General features: G+C 66.9%; 16 protein-coding genes. 5 read left to right on the forward strand and 11 right to left on the reverse strand.

Annotated elements, in window-relative coordinates; translation table 11 throughout:
* Positions 1-38: 38 nt before the first annotated feature.
* From ABIE58_RS02785 to ABIE58_RS02830, 10 genes are all read right to left on the reverse strand, one after another.
* Positions 39-1,418, reverse strand: coding sequence for a sigma-54-dependent transcriptional regulator (locus ABIE58_RS02785; protein WP_354543155.1), 1,380 nt, complete (start codon positions 1,416-1,418; stop codon positions 39-41).
* A complete protein-coding gene (locus ABIE58_RS02790; RefSeq protein WP_354543156.1) occupies positions 1,415-1,552 on the reverse strand; it encodes a hypothetical protein in 138 nt (45 codons plus the stop codon). Before ABIE58_RS02790 ends, ABIE58_RS02785 begins: the two co-directional genes overlap by 4 nt.
* Positions 1,549-2,856 (reverse strand): c-type cytochrome, encoded by a 1,308-nt coding sequence (locus ABIE58_RS02795; RefSeq protein ID WP_354543157.1) that lies wholly within the window; start codon positions 2,854-2,856, stop codon positions 1,549-1,551. The genes ABIE58_RS02790 and ABIE58_RS02795 overlap by 4 nt, the downstream gene beginning before the upstream one ends.
* A 4-nt stretch (positions 2,857-2,860) precedes the next feature.
* Positions 2,861-4,078 carry a formate dehydrogenase subunit gamma gene (locus tag ABIE58_RS02800; protein ID WP_354543158.1) on the reverse strand — a complete coding sequence of 406 codons (1,218 nt, stop codon included), beginning with the start codon at positions 4,076-4,078 and terminating at the stop codon, positions 2,861-2,863.
* A gap of 104 nt (positions 4,079-4,182) precedes the next feature.
* Positions 4,183-4,779 carry a formate dehydrogenase FDH3 subunit beta gene (gene fdh3B, locus ABIE58_RS02805; protein WP_354543159.1) on the reverse strand — a complete coding sequence of 199 codons (597 nt, stop codon included), beginning with the start codon at positions 4,777-4,779 and terminating at the stop codon, positions 4,183-4,185.
* Between the two features lie 12 nt (positions 4,780-4,791).
* Positions 4,792-7,689: a formate dehydrogenase subunit alpha gene (locus ABIE58_RS02810; RefSeq protein ID WP_354543160.1), complete on the reverse strand. Its 2,898-nt coding sequence runs from the start codon at positions 7,687-7,689 to the stop codon at positions 4,792-4,794.
* Between the two features lie 106 nt (positions 7,690-7,795).
* On the reverse strand, positions 7,796-7,987 hold the full coding sequence (locus tag ABIE58_RS02815; protein WP_354543161.1) for a ubiquinol-cytochrome c reductase iron-sulfur subunit N-terminal domain-containing protein: 192 nt from the start codon (positions 7,985-7,987) through the stop codon (positions 7,796-7,798).
* Between the two features lie 57 nt (positions 7,988-8,044).
* Positions 8,045-8,677 (reverse strand): TorD/DmsD family molecular chaperone, encoded by a 633-nt coding sequence (locus ABIE58_RS02820; protein WP_354543162.1) that lies wholly within the window; start codon positions 8,675-8,677, stop codon positions 8,045-8,047.
* A complete protein-coding gene (locus tag ABIE58_RS02825) occupies positions 8,674-9,324 on the reverse strand; it encodes a DUF3306 domain-containing protein (RefSeq protein WP_354543163.1) in 651 nt (216 codons plus the stop codon). Before ABIE58_RS02825 ends, ABIE58_RS02820 begins: the two co-directional genes overlap by 4 nt.
* On the reverse strand, positions 9,321-9,872 hold the full coding sequence (locus ABIE58_RS02830; RefSeq protein ID WP_354543195.1) for a DUF3305 domain-containing protein: 552 nt from the start codon (positions 9,870-9,872) through the stop codon (positions 9,321-9,323). The genes ABIE58_RS02825 and ABIE58_RS02830 overlap by 4 nt, the downstream gene beginning before the upstream one ends.
* Before the next feature lie 391 nt (positions 9,873-10,263).
* Between ABIE58_RS02830 and ABIE58_RS02835 the strand changes: the two genes are divergently transcribed.
* Positions 10,264-12,228 (forward strand): 4Fe-4S binding protein, encoded by a 1,965-nt coding sequence (locus ABIE58_RS02835; RefSeq protein ID WP_354543164.1) that lies wholly within the window; start codon positions 10,264-10,266, stop codon positions 12,226-12,228.
* Here ABIE58_RS02835 and ABIE58_RS02840 read toward each other — a convergent pair.
* Entirely contained in the window at positions 12,222-12,983 is a 762-nt protein-coding gene (locus tag ABIE58_RS02840; protein ID WP_354543165.1) for a c-type cytochrome, read from the reverse strand. The genes ABIE58_RS02835 and ABIE58_RS02840 overlap by 7 nt on opposite strands.
* 63 nt (positions 12,984-13,046) lie before the next feature.
* Between ABIE58_RS02840 and ABIE58_RS02845 the strand changes: the two genes are divergently transcribed.
* From ABIE58_RS02845 to ABIE58_RS02860, 4 genes are read left to right on the forward strand one after another with little or no spacing between them, the layout of a single operon-like run.
* Positions 13,047-13,241: a DUF6494 family protein gene (locus tag ABIE58_RS02845; protein ID WP_354543166.1), complete on the forward strand. Its 195-nt coding sequence runs from the start codon at positions 13,047-13,049 to the stop codon at positions 13,239-13,241.
* A gap of 1 nt (position 13,242) precedes the next feature.
* Positions 13,243-14,304: an Mrp/NBP35 family ATP-binding protein gene (locus ABIE58_RS02850; protein WP_354543167.1), complete on the forward strand. Its 1,062-nt coding sequence runs from the start codon at positions 13,243-13,245 to the stop codon at positions 14,302-14,304.
* Entirely contained in the window at positions 14,301-15,011 is a 711-nt protein-coding gene (locus tag ABIE58_RS02855) for a biotin/lipoate--protein ligase family protein (RefSeq protein WP_354543168.1), read from the forward strand. The genes ABIE58_RS02850 and ABIE58_RS02855 overlap by 4 nt, the downstream gene beginning before the upstream one ends.
* Complete coding sequence (locus ABIE58_RS02860) at positions 15,008-15,487, forward strand: DUF6505 family protein (RefSeq protein WP_354543169.1); 480 nt, start codon at positions 15,008-15,010, stop codon at positions 15,485-15,487. Before ABIE58_RS02855 ends, ABIE58_RS02860 begins: the two co-directional genes overlap by 4 nt.
* Positions 15,488-15,618 lie beyond the last annotated feature (131 nt).

Below are 15,618 nucleotides of genomic sequence, written 5' to 3' on the forward strand. Positions count from 1 at the left end.
AAGACGTGACCGGCGACACCGGGCCAGCCGCCCGCCCCTCACACCCCCCAGGCCGCGCATTTGCGATCCACCGTCTTGCGCGCCACACCAAGGCGGCGCGCGGCCTCGGCGCGGTTGCCGCCGCAGGCATCGAGCACGGCGAGGATATGGCGCTGCTCGACCATTTCCAGCGTCTCGATGGCCTCTGCGCCGCTCACCCGCCCCTTCCCCTCGAACTCCGCCGGGAACGCCCCGAGAATCACCGAGCGTTCAATCAGGTTGCGCAATTCGCGCACATTGCCGGGCCAGTCATAGCGGCTCAGCTTGAGCAGCACCTGGTCGTTGAGGTCGAGCGCGGGCATCCCCAGCGTGGTGGCAAACTCGCTCATGAAGAGCGCGGCCAACTCGGCGATATCCTCCTTGCGCGCGCGCAAGACCGGCATGGCCACGTTGACCACGTTGATGCGGTGGTAAAGGTCGTCGCGGAACCGCCCCGCCGCCACCTCCGCGCCCAGATCGGCGTTGGTGGCAAAGAGGAACCGCAAATCCAGCGGCACCTCCCGCTCCGAGCCGATGGGGCGGATGCGGTGATCCTCCAGAACCCGCAAAAGCGCCGCCTGCACGGCCATCGGCAGTTGCGCCACCTCGTCAAGCAAGAGCGTGCCGCCCTCGGCGTGAAACAGCAGCCCGTCCTTGCGCCGCGCGCCATCCTCGATCAGGCCGAACAGTTCCTCGGCGATATGCGCCTCGGAGAATGCGGCGCAATTGACCGCGACAAAGGGCTTGTCGGCCCGTTCCGAGAGCGCATGAAGCGTGCGCGCGCCGATTTCCTTGCCGGTGCCGCTCGCCCCGGTGAAAAGTACCGGCGTGGGCATCGGCGCGAGCCGCGACAGCAGATCGCGCACCTCGCGGATCGCGGGCGAATTGCCCAGAAGCCGCCCGCGCGCGGTGCCGCCCCCGCCCGACAGCTCGTGGCGCAACAGGTAATTGTCGCGCGCCAGATACTTGCGGTCGAGCGCGCGCGCCGCCGCGTTCAGGATCTGGTTGGCGCGGAACGGCTTGAGCACGAAATCGGTGACACCCGCGCGCAGCGCCTTGATCGCGGTATCGAGATCGGCATAGGCGGTCATCAGGATGGTTTCGGCGAAAAGCCCCACCCGGCGCTGTTCCTCGAGCCAGTCGAGCCCGGTCTTGTCGGGCATGATATTGTCGAGGATAAGCAGGTCGACATGCCCCTGATCGAGAATCTCCCCCGCCTCGGCGCAAGAGCGCGCAATCTCGACATGCCGACAGCGCGGCCCCAGCGTCTTGACCAGGAAATTCCGCATCCCCGGCTCGTCGTCGATCACGAGGATCGCGGCCCGCGCGAGGCTTTCGCCGTAATCGTCGCGGGGCGGCGAGCCTTGGGCAGTGGTCCGGACGGGGGCGCGGGCGCTCATTCGGGCGCGGCACCCAGCCTGACATTGTCGCCCGCGCGCGTGGTCTCGATCGTGTAGCCCAATTCGTGCAGCACGGTGGGGGCGGCGGCGGCGATCACCGCGCTGGCCACGAAGGCCGCAAACATCGTTTTCATGGTCTGGTCTCTCCTCTTGTTTCGGTGGCACGGCGCAGATAGGCGACAAGATCGTCGCGATCCTGCGGCGCGGTGATGCGCTGCATCGGCATTTTCGATCCGGGAATATAGTGATCGGGGCCAAGATCGAACAGCGCGTCGATACTCTCTTCGGTCCAGATGATATCCGACTCGGCAAGGATGGGCGAGTAGGGATAGCCCGGCACGCTGCCCGCGGGCCGCCCGAAGAGGCCGTAAAGCGTCGGCCCCGCCTTGCGCGAGGGCGGCGGGGTAAGCGCGTGACAGATCGAGCATTTGCGCATGAATTGCCGCTCGCCATTCTCCATCTCCTCGGGCGGGCGCAGGAAGCTGTGCTCGGTCTCGCCTGCCGGGTCGAACGCGTCGAGCATCGCCACGGGCCAGCCATAGACCACCTCGGACAGCCCCCCGGCATAGATCATCCCGCCATCGGGCGAAAATGCCAGCGCCCAGACCGGGCCGCGCGCCATCGCCTTGAAATCGCGGGCGATCCGCCAATCGGCGGTATCAATCACCATGATATGGCCGTGCCCGTCGCCTACGGCAAGCTGCGCGGTGGCGGGGTGATGCGCCAGCGCCAGAACGGGGCGGCGGTCGAGGGTGAAATCGGCGATCTCGGCCCCGGTCTCGGGATCGACGACGCGCGTCGCGCCATCGACCGCGCCATAGGCGATCCACGCATCCTCGGGCCCCACCACCAACCGGTTGATGCCGAACCCCTGATTAACCAACACCCGCGAGACCGGAGCCGCCTCCTGCCAATGCCAGACCCGCAGCGTGCCATCGGCAGAGGTGGAAAAGAGCCGCGCGCCATGGCTGGCAAAGGCCACATCCGTCACCGGCGCGTCATGGCCTTTGAGAAAGCGCGGCGCGCCGCCCGCCACCGGCCAGAGCCCGACCGCGCCATCCCAGCTTGCCGAGGCGATCCAGGCCCCGTCGGGCGAGACGGCAAGCGCCGCCACCTTGCCCTGATGCCCCTCCAGCCGTGTCGCGTCGCCGCTGTCGCGGTCCCACAGGATCAGGTCGAAATCATCGCCGCCCGAGACAAGGTGATCTGCACCCAAAGGGGTCACCGCGATCACTGCCGCCGCGTGCCCTTCCAGCCAACGGGGGGCGCGCCCCTGCCAGAGGCCGACCGAATTGTCGAAACTTGCCGACGCCACCGCACCGCCCGGCAGCATCTCCAGCCCCATCACCGGCCCGCCATGCCCCTTGAGCGTGGTAAACTCCTGCGCCGCGACCGGGGTCGCCGCCAAGAGCCACAATCCGGCGATCAGCCCGCGCATCGGCCTATTCAGCCGGATGCGCGGCCTTGTCGGGGGCAGGGGCGTGGCCCTTTTGCTGCAACTCTTCAAGCCACAGCCCATGATGCTCTCGCGCCCATTGCTCCTCGACCTCGCCGGTGCCCATCGCATCGAACGCCCCCTCCATGCCAAGCGACCCGATATAGATATGCGCAAGGATGATCGCGGTCAGACCAAAGGCCATGATCGAGTGCCAGAGCGTGGCAAGCTGCATCTCCTCATGCGGAGCGAGCATCTCGGGCAGCGGACCAAGGCCCACAAGCTGCGGCAATCCCATGTCGTTGAGAATGGCAAAGGTCTTGGCGAACATCGGCAACTCAAAGGGGAAGAGCATCGACAGGCCCGAGGCCGAAATCGACGCGCCAAAGACAATGGTGGCCCAGAAGATGAGCTTTTGGCCTGCGTTGAATTTCCTCGCGGGCGGGTGCACGCCCTTGGTGAAAATCCCGCCGCCCACGGCCAGCCATTTCAGGTCGGTCCGGTTGGGGATGTTGTGGAGCACCCACATGACGAACACCATCACCAACCCCAGCATGAAGGCCCAGGAAATGTTGTTATGCACCCATTTGGAGCCGATCGCGACGGTCGAGAACGCCTCGTGCCCCAGAAGCGGGATCACCACCATGCGCCCGAAGAGCACCACAAGCCCGGTAAGCGCCAGCACCACGAACGAGCCCGCCATCAGCCAGTGGCCGAACCGCTCTATCGCCTGAAAGCGCGTCACCGTGCGCCCGGTCTTTTGGCCGTCGATGCGGATCTTGCCGCGGATGAGGTAAAAGAGCGCCAAAAGCGCCAGCGTGCCACCCAGCAGATACGCACCATAGGTGGCCAGCGGCCCCTTGCGGAATTGCAGCCATTTCATGCCGCCATCCTGGATGAGCACGCGCGATTCCGGCCCGCCGGAGGAAACCTTTACATCATCCAGCCCATAGCGCAGCGCGCGCCACACCTCGGCGTCAGAGGCCCCGCCCAGCGTGCCAAGCTGGCCCGCCATGCCTGCGGCGTCATCGGGATCGGCAAGGGTGGGATCGCCGAGTCCCTTTTGGGCGACCGTCTCACCGCGCTGGCGGGCGAGGATATCGTCGAGCGTCTGCGCGCCGCCGGTGGCGGCACGGTCGGGTTGCGGGGCCTCTGTTCCCTGTTGCGCGGCCAGCGGCAGCGCGAGGAACAGCGACAGAAAGAGGGGCAGGATCTTGCGGATCATGGCAGATCATCCTGTATGAGAATTCCAAGGATGCGAGGGCGGCACAAGGGCCGCCCATCGCAGAAGGGACGGGGCGCGCAGGTGTGCGCGCCCCGTCGGGCGGATCAACCGCCGCTTTGCTGGCCGTAGGCCGAGCCCCAGCCCCAAGCGCCCGAGCCAAAGCCACGGGCCACCACGCGCTCGCGGTAGATCGCCGAGACCACGTTGCCGTCTCCGGCCAGAAGCGCCTTGGTCGAGCACATCTCGGCGCAGATGGGCAGCTTGCCCTCCGCGATCCGGTTGCGCCCATACTTCTGGAACTCGGCCTGGGAGTGGTTCTCCTCGGGGCCGCCCTTGCAGAAGGTGCACTTGTCCATCTTGCCGCGGGACCCGAAATTGCCCGCCTGCGGGAATTGCGGCGCGCCGAACGGGCACGCGTAGAAGCAATAGCCGCAGCCGATGCACAGGTCCTTGGAGTGGAGCACCACGCCTTCCTCGTCCTGGTAGAAGCAATCCACCGGGCAGACCGCCATGCAGGGCGCATCCGAGCAGTGCATACAGGCCACCGAGATCGAGCGTTCACCCGGTGTGCCGTCGTTGATCGTCACCACCTTGCGGCGGTTGATCCCCCACGGCACCTCGTGCTCGTTCTTGCAGGCGGTGACGCAGGCGTTGCATTCGATGCAGCGTTCGGCGTCGCATAGAAACTTTGCTCTTGCCATGTCTCTTTCTCCTTACGCTGGCATGATCTTGCAGAGAGTACACTTGGTCTCCTGCATCTGGGTCACACTGTCATAGCCATAGGTCTGGGCGGTGTTCGATGCCTCGCCCAGCACATAGGGATCGGCCCCGGCGGGGTAGTTTTCCCGCAGGTCGCGCCCCTCGAAATGGCCACCAAAGTGGAACGGCATGAAGGCCACACCGGCACCCACCCGTTCGGTCACCATCGCCATGACCTTTACCTTGGCACCCTCGGCACCCTCGACCCAGACCTGCTCGCCATCGCGCACACCAAGATTGTTGGCGTCGCGCGGGTTGATCTCGACGAACATATCCTGCTGCAACTCGGCGAGCCACGGGTTGGACCGGGTCTCGTCGCCGCCGCCCTCGTATTCGACCAGACGGCCGGAGGTGAGGATGATCGGATACTCCTTCGAGAAGTCGTTCTTCTGGATCGACGCGTAGAGGGTCGGAAGCCGGTAGGCGTGCCGGTCCTCGTAGGTCGGGTAATCCGCCACCAGGTCGCGCCGCGGCGTATAGAGCGGCTCGCGGTGCAGCGGCACCGGATCGGGGAAGGTCCACACCACCGCGCGGGCCTTGGCATTGCCGAAGGGGGCGCATTCATGGGCAATCGCCACCCGCTGGATCCCGCCCGACAGGTCGGTTTTCCAGTTGGTCGCGGGCCCGGCAACCGCCTCGATGGCCGCGCGCTCGTCATCGGTAAGCTCGCTGTCCCAGCCCAGATCCATCAGCATCTGCATGGTGAATTCGGGATAGCCGTCCTGGATATCGGACCCCACCGAATAGACGCCCTCGGCCAGCAGGTTGTCGCCATCCCGCTCGACACCGAACCGCGCGCGGAAGGTGAGGCCCCCCTCGCTGACCGGCTTGGACATGTCGTAAAGGATATGCGTGCCCGGATGCTTCATCTCGGGCGTGCCCCAGCACGGCCACGGCAGGCCGTAGGTCTCACCATCGGCTGGCCCGCCATTGGCGCGCAGCGTGGTGCGATCGAACGTGTGCTGGTTGGCCATGTGCAGCTTGAGCCGCTCGGGGCTCTGGCCGGTATAGCCGATCGTCCAGGTGCCGCTGTTGATCTCGCGTAGCGTGTCCTCGATATTCGGGGTCACGCCGTCGTCCTCGAGCTTGATGTTGCGGAAGAACCGGTCGTGAAAGCCGAACTTCTTGGCAAAGAGGCCGATGATCTCGTGATCGGGCTTTGACTCGAAGAGCGGGGCCACCACCTGGTCACGCCATTGCAGCGACCGGTTGGACGCGGTGACAGAGCCACGGGTCTCGAACTGCGTCGCCGCCGGCAGCAGGTAGACGCCGTCGGTGCGGTCATGCATCACCGCCGAGACCGTCGGATAGGGATCGACCACGACCAGCATGTCGAGCTGTTCCATCGCGGTCTTCATTTCCTTGCCGCGGGTCTGGCTGTTGGGCGCGTGGCCCCAGAGCACCATGGCACGCACCTTGTTGGGGTTGTCCATGTTCGCAGGATCTTCGAGCACGCCGTCGATCCAGCGGCTTACCGGGATACCCGACAGATTCTGGAGCGAGACATCCTTGCCTTCCTTGTCCTTTATCTTGTCGAACCGCGCGGCAAGCCATTCGGGATCTTCGCCCCAGACCCGCGCCCAATGGGCCCAGGCCCCGGCGCTCAGCCCGTAATAGGCGGGCAGCGTGTGGCTCAGAACGCCAAGGTCGGTCGCGCCCTGCACGTTGTCATGGCCGCGGAAGATATTGGTGCCGCCACCGGCGGTGCCCATGTTGCCGAGCGCCAGTTGCAGGATGCAATAGGCGCGGGTGTTGTTGTTGCCGTTGGTGTGCTGCGTGCCACCCATGCACCAGATCACGGTGCCGGGACGGCTGTTGGCCAGCGTGCGCGCCACCCGGCGAAGCTGCGAGCCGGGCGCGCCGGTCACGCGTTCCACCTCTTCGGGGGTCCACTGCTTCACCTCGTTGCGGATCTGGTCCATCCCCCAGACACGGGTGCGGATGAATTCCTTGTCCTCCCAGCCGTTCTCGAAGATGTGCCACAGGATGCCCCACACGAGCGCCACATCGGTGCCGGGACGGAAGCGCACATATTCGTCGGCATGGGCCGCCGTGCGGGTAAACCGCGGATCGCACACGATGAGCGGTGCGTTGTTCTCTTCCTTGGCCTTCAGGACATGCAGCAGCGAGACGGGATGCGCCTCGGCAGGGTTACCGCCGATGATGAAGATCGCCTTGGAATTGTGGATGTCGTTGTAGCTGTTGGTCATGGCGCCGTAGCCCCATGTATTGGCCACGCCAGCCACGGTGGTCGAGTGACAGATCCGCGCCTGGTGATCGACGTTGTTGGTGCCCCAATAGGCGGCGAACTTGCGGAAGAGATAGGACTGCTCGTTATTGTGCTTGGCCGAGCCGAGCCAATAGACGCTGTCAGGGCCGCTTTCTTCGCGGATCTTCATCATGCCGTCGCCGATCTCGCCTATCGCCTGCTCCCAGCTGATGCGCTTCCACTCGCCGCCCTCTTTCTTCATCGGGTATTTCAGGCGGCGCTCGCCATGCGCGTGCTCGCGCACCGATGCGCCCTTGGCGCAATGCGCACCGAGGTTGAACGGGCTGTCCCAGCCGGGTTCCTGCCCCGTCCAGACGCCGTTTTGCACCTCGGCCACGACCGTGCAGCCAACCGAGCAATGGGTGCAGACCGATTTGACGGTCTGGACTGCCTCGCCCGCCGCGCTCTGCGCGTTGGCTTTTGTCACGGTGCCACCCATGGCACCTATCGCGGCAAGGCCACCGATGGCCAGACCGCTGCCGCGCAGGAACGCGCGGCGGTCGACGGATTTACCGGCGACCTCGGACAGGATACTGGTCCGCTGGGGGCGTCGCGCAACCCCGTTGGTCTTTTTCCTAAGCATGTTTCTCTCTCCTCCCTGGGCCCGAATTCAGGCTGGGTACTGCGGTTTCCGCAGACAGTCGGGCGTCACGCAACCAGTCGTCGGCGGTGGTCTCGGCGTCCGGCTGTCAGAACCGGGCGCTGTCGTAATAGGCGCGGGTATGCGCGGTATCCTGCATCCGGTCGGACGCAAGATCAGGCTCGGCGGCCTCGGCCTGCGAGCCGACCGTGGCGGCGGCCACGGCGATGGCAGGCGCACCGGTGGCGGCGAGCCTCAGGAAATCCCGGCGGCTTGTGGCCTCCTCGGGTTTGCGGGTCATTCTAGGGTTCCTCCCCTCGTTGGTGGCGGCCCGTGCCGCCGGTTGCGGAGCGCGGCGTCAGGCCCCGCTCATCCGGAAGCCCTCGGCCTCGATCTCCATGAACACCCGGCCAAGCGCGCCGGCCGAAGCATAGAGAACAGAGGACTGAGCAGCCTCCAAATCCGTGAAAAAATGCCCCGCCCAGGGGCCGATATGCCGACCGAAGAAGGTCTTTTGATCGTCGAGCGTGCCCGGCGCGCCGAACCGCCCCCGAATGAGCCCGGCCATCATCTCCATGCATGAGGCGATGTTGTCCTCGGGCTCATAGACGGTCTCGGCGCGCCGCATCCCGCGCGCGGCCATGTCGCGGCGCAGGCTTGCAAGCGGCTTCTCATTGAGAAAGCCGGTGAGGTAATAGCTGGCATAGGGCAGCAACTCGCCCCGGCCCAGCCCGATGAACAGCGCGTTGAACTCCGATTCCACGGCGCGCGGCGTGCTGACCGAGGCGACGCGCGCCAGCGCGCTCACCGCCTGCCCCAGCGCGGTCTCGTCCCCGCGCAGCGCGGCGATCTGCCCAAGCAGCGCGGCATCGGCAGGGCGCGCCAGAAGCGCCGCGAGGAAATCATAGAGATCGGCGCGCAGGCCATCCTCCTCGGCGATGGCGGGTAGCGTGGCGTCGGTGGTATCCATCAGGGCCTCTTGATTGGTCATGCCTGCTCTCCGGCGGTTTCGGCAAAGGCAAAGCGCATCCGGCGGCGCGGCGGCAGCGGGGCGGCCTCGTCCATTTCGGCATCGCCCGTTTCGACGGCCTCAGTGGGCGCGGGCACCACCTCGGGCACCGATGCCGCCTCAGTCATGGCCAGTGGCGCAGGCTCTGCCTCGGGGGTCTCGGCGTGCTCTTGCGCGTCGTCCTCCCCGGCCTCGGCCTGCGCTTCGGCTTGCGCCTCTGCCTCGGCCTGCCGGGCCATTTCCTGCACATGGGCAAGCATCCCCTTGCCCACCTGATAGGCGGTCTGCATCCCCTCGATCACGCAGGCGCTATCGGTGAAATCCTCGCCATAGTCGATCATGCCGTCGAGATTGGCCAGCGCCGGGTTGCTCAGCCACAGCCGCCGCAGCGCGCGGCGGCGCAGGCGCTCGGGCACGGCGCGCGCCATGAAGGCGCGGAAATCATCGCCCGCTTCCAGCGTATCGGGATCGGGCAGGCCCAGCTCCTCGCAAATCTCGGCATCGGTCTTGTCGTCCAACGCCGCATCGCGGGCGGCGGCGGCCTCGGTCTCGGCCTCGCGCGCCTCTGCCACCTCTTCGGCAGCGACCTGCGCCTTGCGGCGCGACCAGAAATCGGCAGCCCCGGTCAATGTAGCCGCTCCTTGCGGGCGCGCGCCGGTGCGCGGTAAACATCGCCCGCCTGCGGGATACGCGCATCGCCGATCCCGTCCTGCGCCCCCGAGACCGTCACGTGGTCGCGCTTGCGCTTCTTGAACACCTCTTCGACGTGATGCGCGGCGATGAAATCGCGGATCAGCGCGATCAGCCCCTCGGGCATCGGCACCCGCTCCACGATCTCTTCGCCGGTGTCGCAATAATCCTGCGCCTCATAAGGCGAGGCGGTGACCAGCGTCACCTCGAACGGCATGTCCGCCGCTCCAGCAACCACCGGGCGCATCACCACATAGACCGATGGTTCGCGCGCGCGCAGCGCCTCGAGATAGGCATCGGTTTGCGTGTGGTGCAGATCGAGCGTGAGGGTGGCGGCGTGATATTCGACCGCCTCGCCCTCGCGGCGCAACTCGCGCCACTCGGCAGGTCCCGCCCCCGGCAGCACCGCCACAGCGCGCCAGTTCCACGCCGCCCAGCGCGTCACCCCCGGCGCGCGCCGCACCACCACCCCCACGGGCAGCAGCATCTGCTTGTCTCGGCTCAAGGCGGTCACGGCTGGCGATATCCCCAATGGCTGGCCTGTGTTCAGATTGGTGCAGTTTTCTGACCGCGCAAAGCATTTTCTGTGTGCGACTGTCTACCAAGGCCCGATCCCGGACATTTTGAACCGCCCCACCCCAACAAAGGGGCTGAAACGGACATATTGACCGGACAGCCCGCGGAATGCTGCGCTGCCGCATGGCAAGGCGCTGAAAACACACGGAATCAATCAGGCTTGTAGAGGGGCCAAACCCGCGCCCCGCGATCACGGGCCGTGATTCGAATGGCTGTTTACGATGGCTGCGAATCATGCCTAAGCTTTGGCGCGCGTGGCACCGGCCGCGCCCTTCCCGTCACCGGACACCCTTGGGGGAAACATGCCCAAACGATTGATATTGTGCGATTGTTCCGACTCTCAGCCGATCGACGCCACCGGGCTTGAACAGGCCACGGGGCTGGCCTGCTCGCGGCTGCACAGCGCGCTTTGCACCGCCGAACAGGGCGCAGCGGCCAAGGCCATCGCTGCCGGGGGCACCGATGAGCCAATCATTTGTTGCACGCAAGAGCACCGCATCTTCGAGGAGTTGGCCGCCGATCTGGGGGTCGAGCCCCCCGCCATGCTCGACCTGCGCGACCGCGCCGGGTGGACCGACGATACCGCCCCCTTGCTGCCCAAAATGTCCGCGCTGGTGGCCGAGGCCACCTTGCCCGCGCGCCCCGACAAGAGCGTTGATGTCACTTCCGAAGGTCTGTGCCTCATCATTGGCGGGGCCGACGCGGCGCTGCCCGCCGCCGAACGGCTTGCGCCGATCCTCGGGGTTACGGTGCTTTTGACCGATGACAGCGCCCCGCCCGAGTCCCGCGATTTCGACACGATCAGCGCGCGCATCACCGCCGCAACGGGCGCGCTTGGCGGCTTCAACCTGCGGCTCGACGCGCTGCGGCAGATCGATCCCGGCGGGCGCGGCGCGCTCTCGTGGACGGCACCGCGCGACGGGGCCGAGACCGCCTGCGACATCATCCTTGACCTTACGGGCGGCACGCCGCTCTTTCCCGCGCATGAAAAACGCGAGGGCTATTTGCGCGCCGATCCCGGCAGCCTGCACGCCGTGGCCGATGCGATCCTCGCCGCCTCGCAGCTCATCGGCACGTTCGAGAAGCCGCTTTACGTCGCGCTGGAGCCGCTGATTTGCGCGCATAGCCGCGCCGAGCAGACCGGGTGCAGCAAATGCCTCGATATCTGCCCCACCGGCGCAATCACGCCTGCGGGCGATCATGTCAGCATCGACCCGATGATCTGCGCGGGTTGCGGGGCCTGCGCCGCGCGCTGCCCCTCGGGCGCGATCACCTATGACGCGCCGCCGCCCGACATGATCCTGCGCCGCATCCAGACGCTGGCCTCGGCCTATCGCCGCGCGGGCGGCGCCGCGCCGCGCCTGCTGGTCCACGATGCCGGGTTCGGGGCCGAGATGATCCGCCTTGCCGCGCGCCACGGGCGTGGCCTGCCCGCCGATGTGATCCCGCTGGAGGTCTCGGCGCTCGCGGGTTTCGGCCATGCCGAGATCCTCGCCGCGCTGGCCTCGGGCTTTGCGGAGGTGTCGGTGCTGCTCTCGCCCACCACCGAGCGCGACGCGCCCGATCAGGAGGTTCCGCTGGCGCAGGCGATGGCGGGCGGCCATCCCGTGCGCCTGCTCGATCTGTCGGACCCGGATGCGCTCTGCGATGCACTCTACGATCAGAGCACGCCGCCGCCGCTGGCCGAGCCGGTCCTGCCGATGGGCAACCGCCGTCAGGTGGCGCGGCTGGCCGCGCGTGCGCTTAATCCGGGCACCGAGACGCTCGACCTGCCCGCCGCCGCCCCCTATGGCGCGGTGCTGGTCAACGAGGACGCCTGCACGCTCTGCCTGTCTTGCGTGTCGCTCTGCCCCTCGGGCGCGCTGATGGATAACGAGGACAAGCCGCAATTGCGGTTTCAGGAGGATGCCTGCCTGCAATGCGGGATCTGCGCCACGATCTGCCCCGAAAAGGCGATCACCCTCGCACCGCGCATGGACCTGACCGATGCGGCGCTGACACAGGTGGTGCTCAACGAGGAAGAGCCCTTTGCCTGCGTCGAATGCGGCGTGCTTTTTGGGTCGAAATCGACCGTAGAGCGGATCACCGAGAAGCTTGCGGGCAAGCACGCGATGTTCGGCACCTCTGATGCGGCGCGCATGATCCAGATGTGCGAGAATTGCCGCATCAACGCGCAGTTCAACGCCGCCGACAATCCCTTTGCCGCAAGCCCGCGCCCCCGCGTGCGCACCACCGAGGATTACCTGTCAAAGCGCAAGGATCACTGAATTTGGATTGGCGCGCCCAGATCGGCGGGGGCGATCCCCGCCACATAGGCGAGGATGGCCTCGATCTCCTCGGGCGTGACCTCTATGGGCACGATGGCGGGGGGCAGGTGGCTGGCAAACCGCGCAGTCACGCCAGTGACCTGCGTGAAGGCCGGGTGGGGGTTGAGCGCATAGAATGTCTGGAACCGGGTGTCCCAATCCGTCAGGGTGCGCAGCACCGCGAAAGAGGGCGTGGAGCCGATGCCGCCGCGCCGCTCGGGATCGACGACATGGCAGCGCCCGCACTTGGCCTGCGCCACCCGCTGCCCCAGCGCCGCGTCGCCATCATAGGTGGCGGTCTCTTCCTCCGCCGCCTCGGCCTGCGGCAGGGCAAAGGGGGCGGCCCCGTCCACCTCGAAACTGGTGATGGTGCGCTGCCCGATCTCGGAGGTGAGCCAGTCGGCAAAGCGCGCCGCCCCCGGATGATCGCCCGCAAGGCGCAGCCGCCATGTCTTGCCCGCGCCGACAAAGGCCGCGCGCCCCTCGCGATGGCCAAGCCCCGCCTCGGCCGGCGTCCCTTCGGGCACGATCTCGATGCGCACCCCGGTCTTGAGCGAGAAACGCGGCAGCAGGTAATCGAGCAGCCCGCTTTCGGCCAGCACCTCGGGCGCGGCAAGGCGAAAGCGCCGCTCATCGGCCTGCGCGGCAATGGGCAGCAAGAGCACCACGCCGAGCGCGGCAAGGAAGTGGTGGAGTTTCACGATGCGCCGGACCATACCGGAGCGTAGGAACAGGACTATATCCGCGTCAAGCACGCGATCACTCAAAAGGAGGCGACAATGAGCGACGATTTCAACATGTCCATGCGCAAGTTTCTCAAACAGGTGGGCGTGACCTCGCAGCAGGCCATCGAAGAGGGCTTGCGCGCCAAGGGGGCGACTGCGGGTCAGGAATTCGAGGCGAAAATGGTGCTCACCGTCGAGGGGCTCGATATCGAGCATATGGTGACCGGAACGATCAAGGGGCAGAACTGAAGTGGCGGTAACACGCGAGAGCGTCCTTGAGGCGCTGAAACAGATCACCGACCCGGTGAGCGGGTCAGATATCGTGGCGGCGGGCGTGGTGCGCGCGCTCAATGTCGAGGGCGCGGACGTGCGCTTCGTGCTCGAAATCGACCCGGCCCGCGCCAAGACCTACGAGCCGGTGCGCGATGCCGCCGAGGCGGCGGCGCGGGGCGCGGGGGCAACCAAGGTTTCGGCGGTGCTGACCGCGCATTCCGCCAAGGAGCCGCCCGACCTCAAACCCGCCCGCAAGGCAGAGCCGAAAGGGCCGCAGCGCGTGCCCGGCGTCGATCACATCATCGCCATCGCATCGGGCAAGGGCGGGGTCGGCAAATCCACCGTCTCGGCCAACCTCGCCTGCGCGCTGGCCGCCGAGGGGCGGCGGGTGGGCCTGCTTGACGCCGATGTCTACGGGCCAAGCCAGCCGCGGATGCTGGGCGTGTCGGGCCGCCCTGCCAGCCCCGATGGCAAGATCATCTTGCCGCTGCGCAACCACGGCGTCACCATGATGTCGATCGGCCTGATGGTGAACGAGGGTCAGGCCGTGGTCTGGCGCGGCCCGATGCTGATGGGCGCGCTGCAACAGATGCTGATGCAGGTGCAATGGGGCGCGCTTGATGTGCTGATCGTCGATCTGCCGCCGGGCACCGGCGACGTGTCGATGACGCTGGCGCAAAAGACCGAAATCGACGGCGCGATCATCGTCTCGACACCGCAGGATGTGGCGCTTCTGGATGCGCGCAAGGGCATCGACATGTTCCAGCAACTCAAGGTGCCGGTGCTGGGCATGATCGAGAACATGAGCACGCATATCTGTTCCAATTGCGGGCATGAGGAACACATCTTTGGCCATGGCGGCGTCAAGGCCGAGGCCGCCGGGCTGGGCGTGCCGCTCTTGGTGGAAATCCCGCTGCATCTCGATATCCGGCTCGCCTCGGATGGCGGCGCGCCCATCGTGGTGACCAAGCCCGACAGCCCGCAGGCACAGGCGTTCCGGCAGGTGGCGCGCGATCTGGTCGGCATGGGCGTGGCATGAGCGCGCCCAGCTTTCCGCCGCTGATGTCGAGCCTTGCGGTGACCGGCGCGATTGCGCCCTTCGACAAGGCGCGCGCGATGGCGGCGCTGGGCTGCGACGCGGGGCTGGTGGTGCATAATGTCACCGAACGCACCCTTGCGGCGGCGCTTGTCATGGCCCCCGAGGTGCCGCTAGCACAGGCGATGGCGATGCTGCCTGCCTGCGGCGTGGGGTTTCAGAACGCGCTTGGCGCGCTTGCCCCCCCCGAGGTGGCGGTGCATCTGGAATGGGCGGGCGGCATCCGCGTCAACGGCGCGCGCTGCGGGCGCTTGCGGGTGGCGGCGGGCGGCAGCGATCCGGCGGCCCTGCCCGGCTGGCTGGTGGTGGGGCTGGAGGTGCCCCTGATGCCAGAGACCACGCGCCCCGGCGACACCCCCGACGAGACCGCCCTTTTGGAGGAAGGCTGCGCCGAGGTGGCCCCGCTCACCCTGCTCGAAGCCTGGGCGCGGCACACACTGGTCTGGATCAACGCCTGGGAGGACGAGGGCGTGCGCCCGCTCCACGAGGCGTGGCGCGGCCTTGCCTGGGGCATGGGCGAGCCGCTCGAGCACGGCAGCGAGGCCGGCACATGGCTTGGCGTGGACGAGGATTTCGGTATGATTCTGCGCACAGGTGACGATGCCACGCGCCTTATCCCGCTCACAAGCCTGTTGGAGACCTCGCAATGAAACTCGCCCGCGCGATCCATTTCGACGAAAGCGACATGCGCGTCTTTCACAGCCCCGCGCGCACCGGTGAATGGTGCCTGTCGGGGGGGTTCGAATTCTCCAACTGGGGCGAGGGCGATCTGGTGGGCAAGGCGCGGCAGGCCTTTGCCAATGGCTGGCTCGGGGCCGAGACCTTTGGCCGCGTGAGCTTTGTCGCCGTGACGCAGATCGAACCGGACGAGGCCGAGGCGATAACGCAGGCGCTCGCGCGGCATTTCGTCGAGGTCTACGGCGCGCCAAATATCGACGCTGCCCTGCCCGTTGCGCGCGACGAGGTGGCGCAGATGGCGGCGCTCTGCGAGGATCACGCCCCCAACACGCTGCTGACGGTGATGCGCGAATTGACCGAAGCCGGCGTGCGCGAAAGCTATCGCATGATCGAGCCGCAGGGGGCGGAGCTTGATCTCGTGGCCGTCCACGGCGCGCTTGACGAGTAATCCCGACAGCCCCTGAAAGGGGACGCCCGGCGGCGAAAAAACGCCGCCACCCTAGCGCCGCGCCTGCCCGCCATGGATCACGTGGCGGGCAGGAATGCCGTCACTTCTTGGGGCCGGTATCGGCCCAGCCG

The sequence above is a fragment of the Roseovarius sp. MBR-78 genome, from assembly GCF_040547535.1.
Classification (GTDB): Bacteria; Pseudomonadota; Alphaproteobacteria; order Rhodobacterales; family Rhodobacteraceae; genus Roseovarius.

Coding starts and splice junctions, on each gene's coding strand:
- ABIE58_RS02785 (WP_354543155.1), bottom strand. CDS start 1,418: ATGAGCGCCCGCGCCCCCGTCCGGACCACTGCCCAAGGCTCGCCGCCC.
- ABIE58_RS02790 (WP_354543156.1), bottom strand. CDS start 1,552: ATGAAAACGATGTTTGCGGCCTTCGTGGCCAGCGCGGTGATCGCCGCC.
- ABIE58_RS02795 (WP_354543157.1), bottom strand. CDS start 2,856: ATGCGCGGGCTGATCGCCGGATTGTGGCTCTTGGCGGCGACCCCGGTC.
- ABIE58_RS02800 (WP_354543158.1), bottom strand. CDS start 4,078: ATGATCCGCAAGATCCTGCCCCTCTTTCTGTCGCTGTTCCTCGCGCTG.
- fdh3B (WP_354543159.1), bottom strand. CDS start 4,779: ATGGCAAGAGCAAAGTTTCTATGCGACGCCGAACGCTGCATCGAATGC.
- ABIE58_RS02810 (WP_354543160.1), bottom strand. CDS start 7,689: ATGCTTAGGAAAAAGACCAACGGGGTTGCGCGACGCCCCCAGCGGACC.
- ABIE58_RS02815 (WP_354543161.1), bottom strand. CDS start 7,987: ATGACCCGCAAACCCGAGGAGGCCACAAGCCGCCGGGATTTCCTGAGG.
- ABIE58_RS02820 (WP_354543162.1), bottom strand. CDS start 8,677: ATGACCAATCAAGAGGCCCTGATGGATACCACCGACGCCACGCTACCC.
- ABIE58_RS02830 (WP_354543195.1), bottom strand. CDS start 9,872: ATGCTGCTGCCCGTGGGGGTGGTGGTGCGGCGCGCGCCGGGGGTGACG.
- ABIE58_RS02835 (WP_354543164.1), top strand. CDS start 10,264: ATGCCCAAACGATTGATATTGTGCGATTGTTCCGACTCTCAGCCGATC.
- ABIE58_RS02840 (WP_354543165.1), bottom strand. CDS start 12,983: ATGGTCCGGCGCATCGTGAAACTCCACCACTTCCTTGCCGCGCTCGGC.
- ABIE58_RS02845 (WP_354543166.1), top strand. CDS start 13,047: ATGAGCGACGATTTCAACATGTCCATGCGCAAGTTTCTCAAACAGGTG.
- ABIE58_RS02855 (WP_354543168.1), top strand. CDS start 14,301: ATGAGCGCGCCCAGCTTTCCGCCGCTGATGTCGAGCCTTGCGGTGACC.
- ABIE58_RS02860 (WP_354543169.1), top strand. CDS start 15,008: ATGAAACTCGCCCGCGCGATCCATTTCGACGAAAGCGACATGCGCGTC.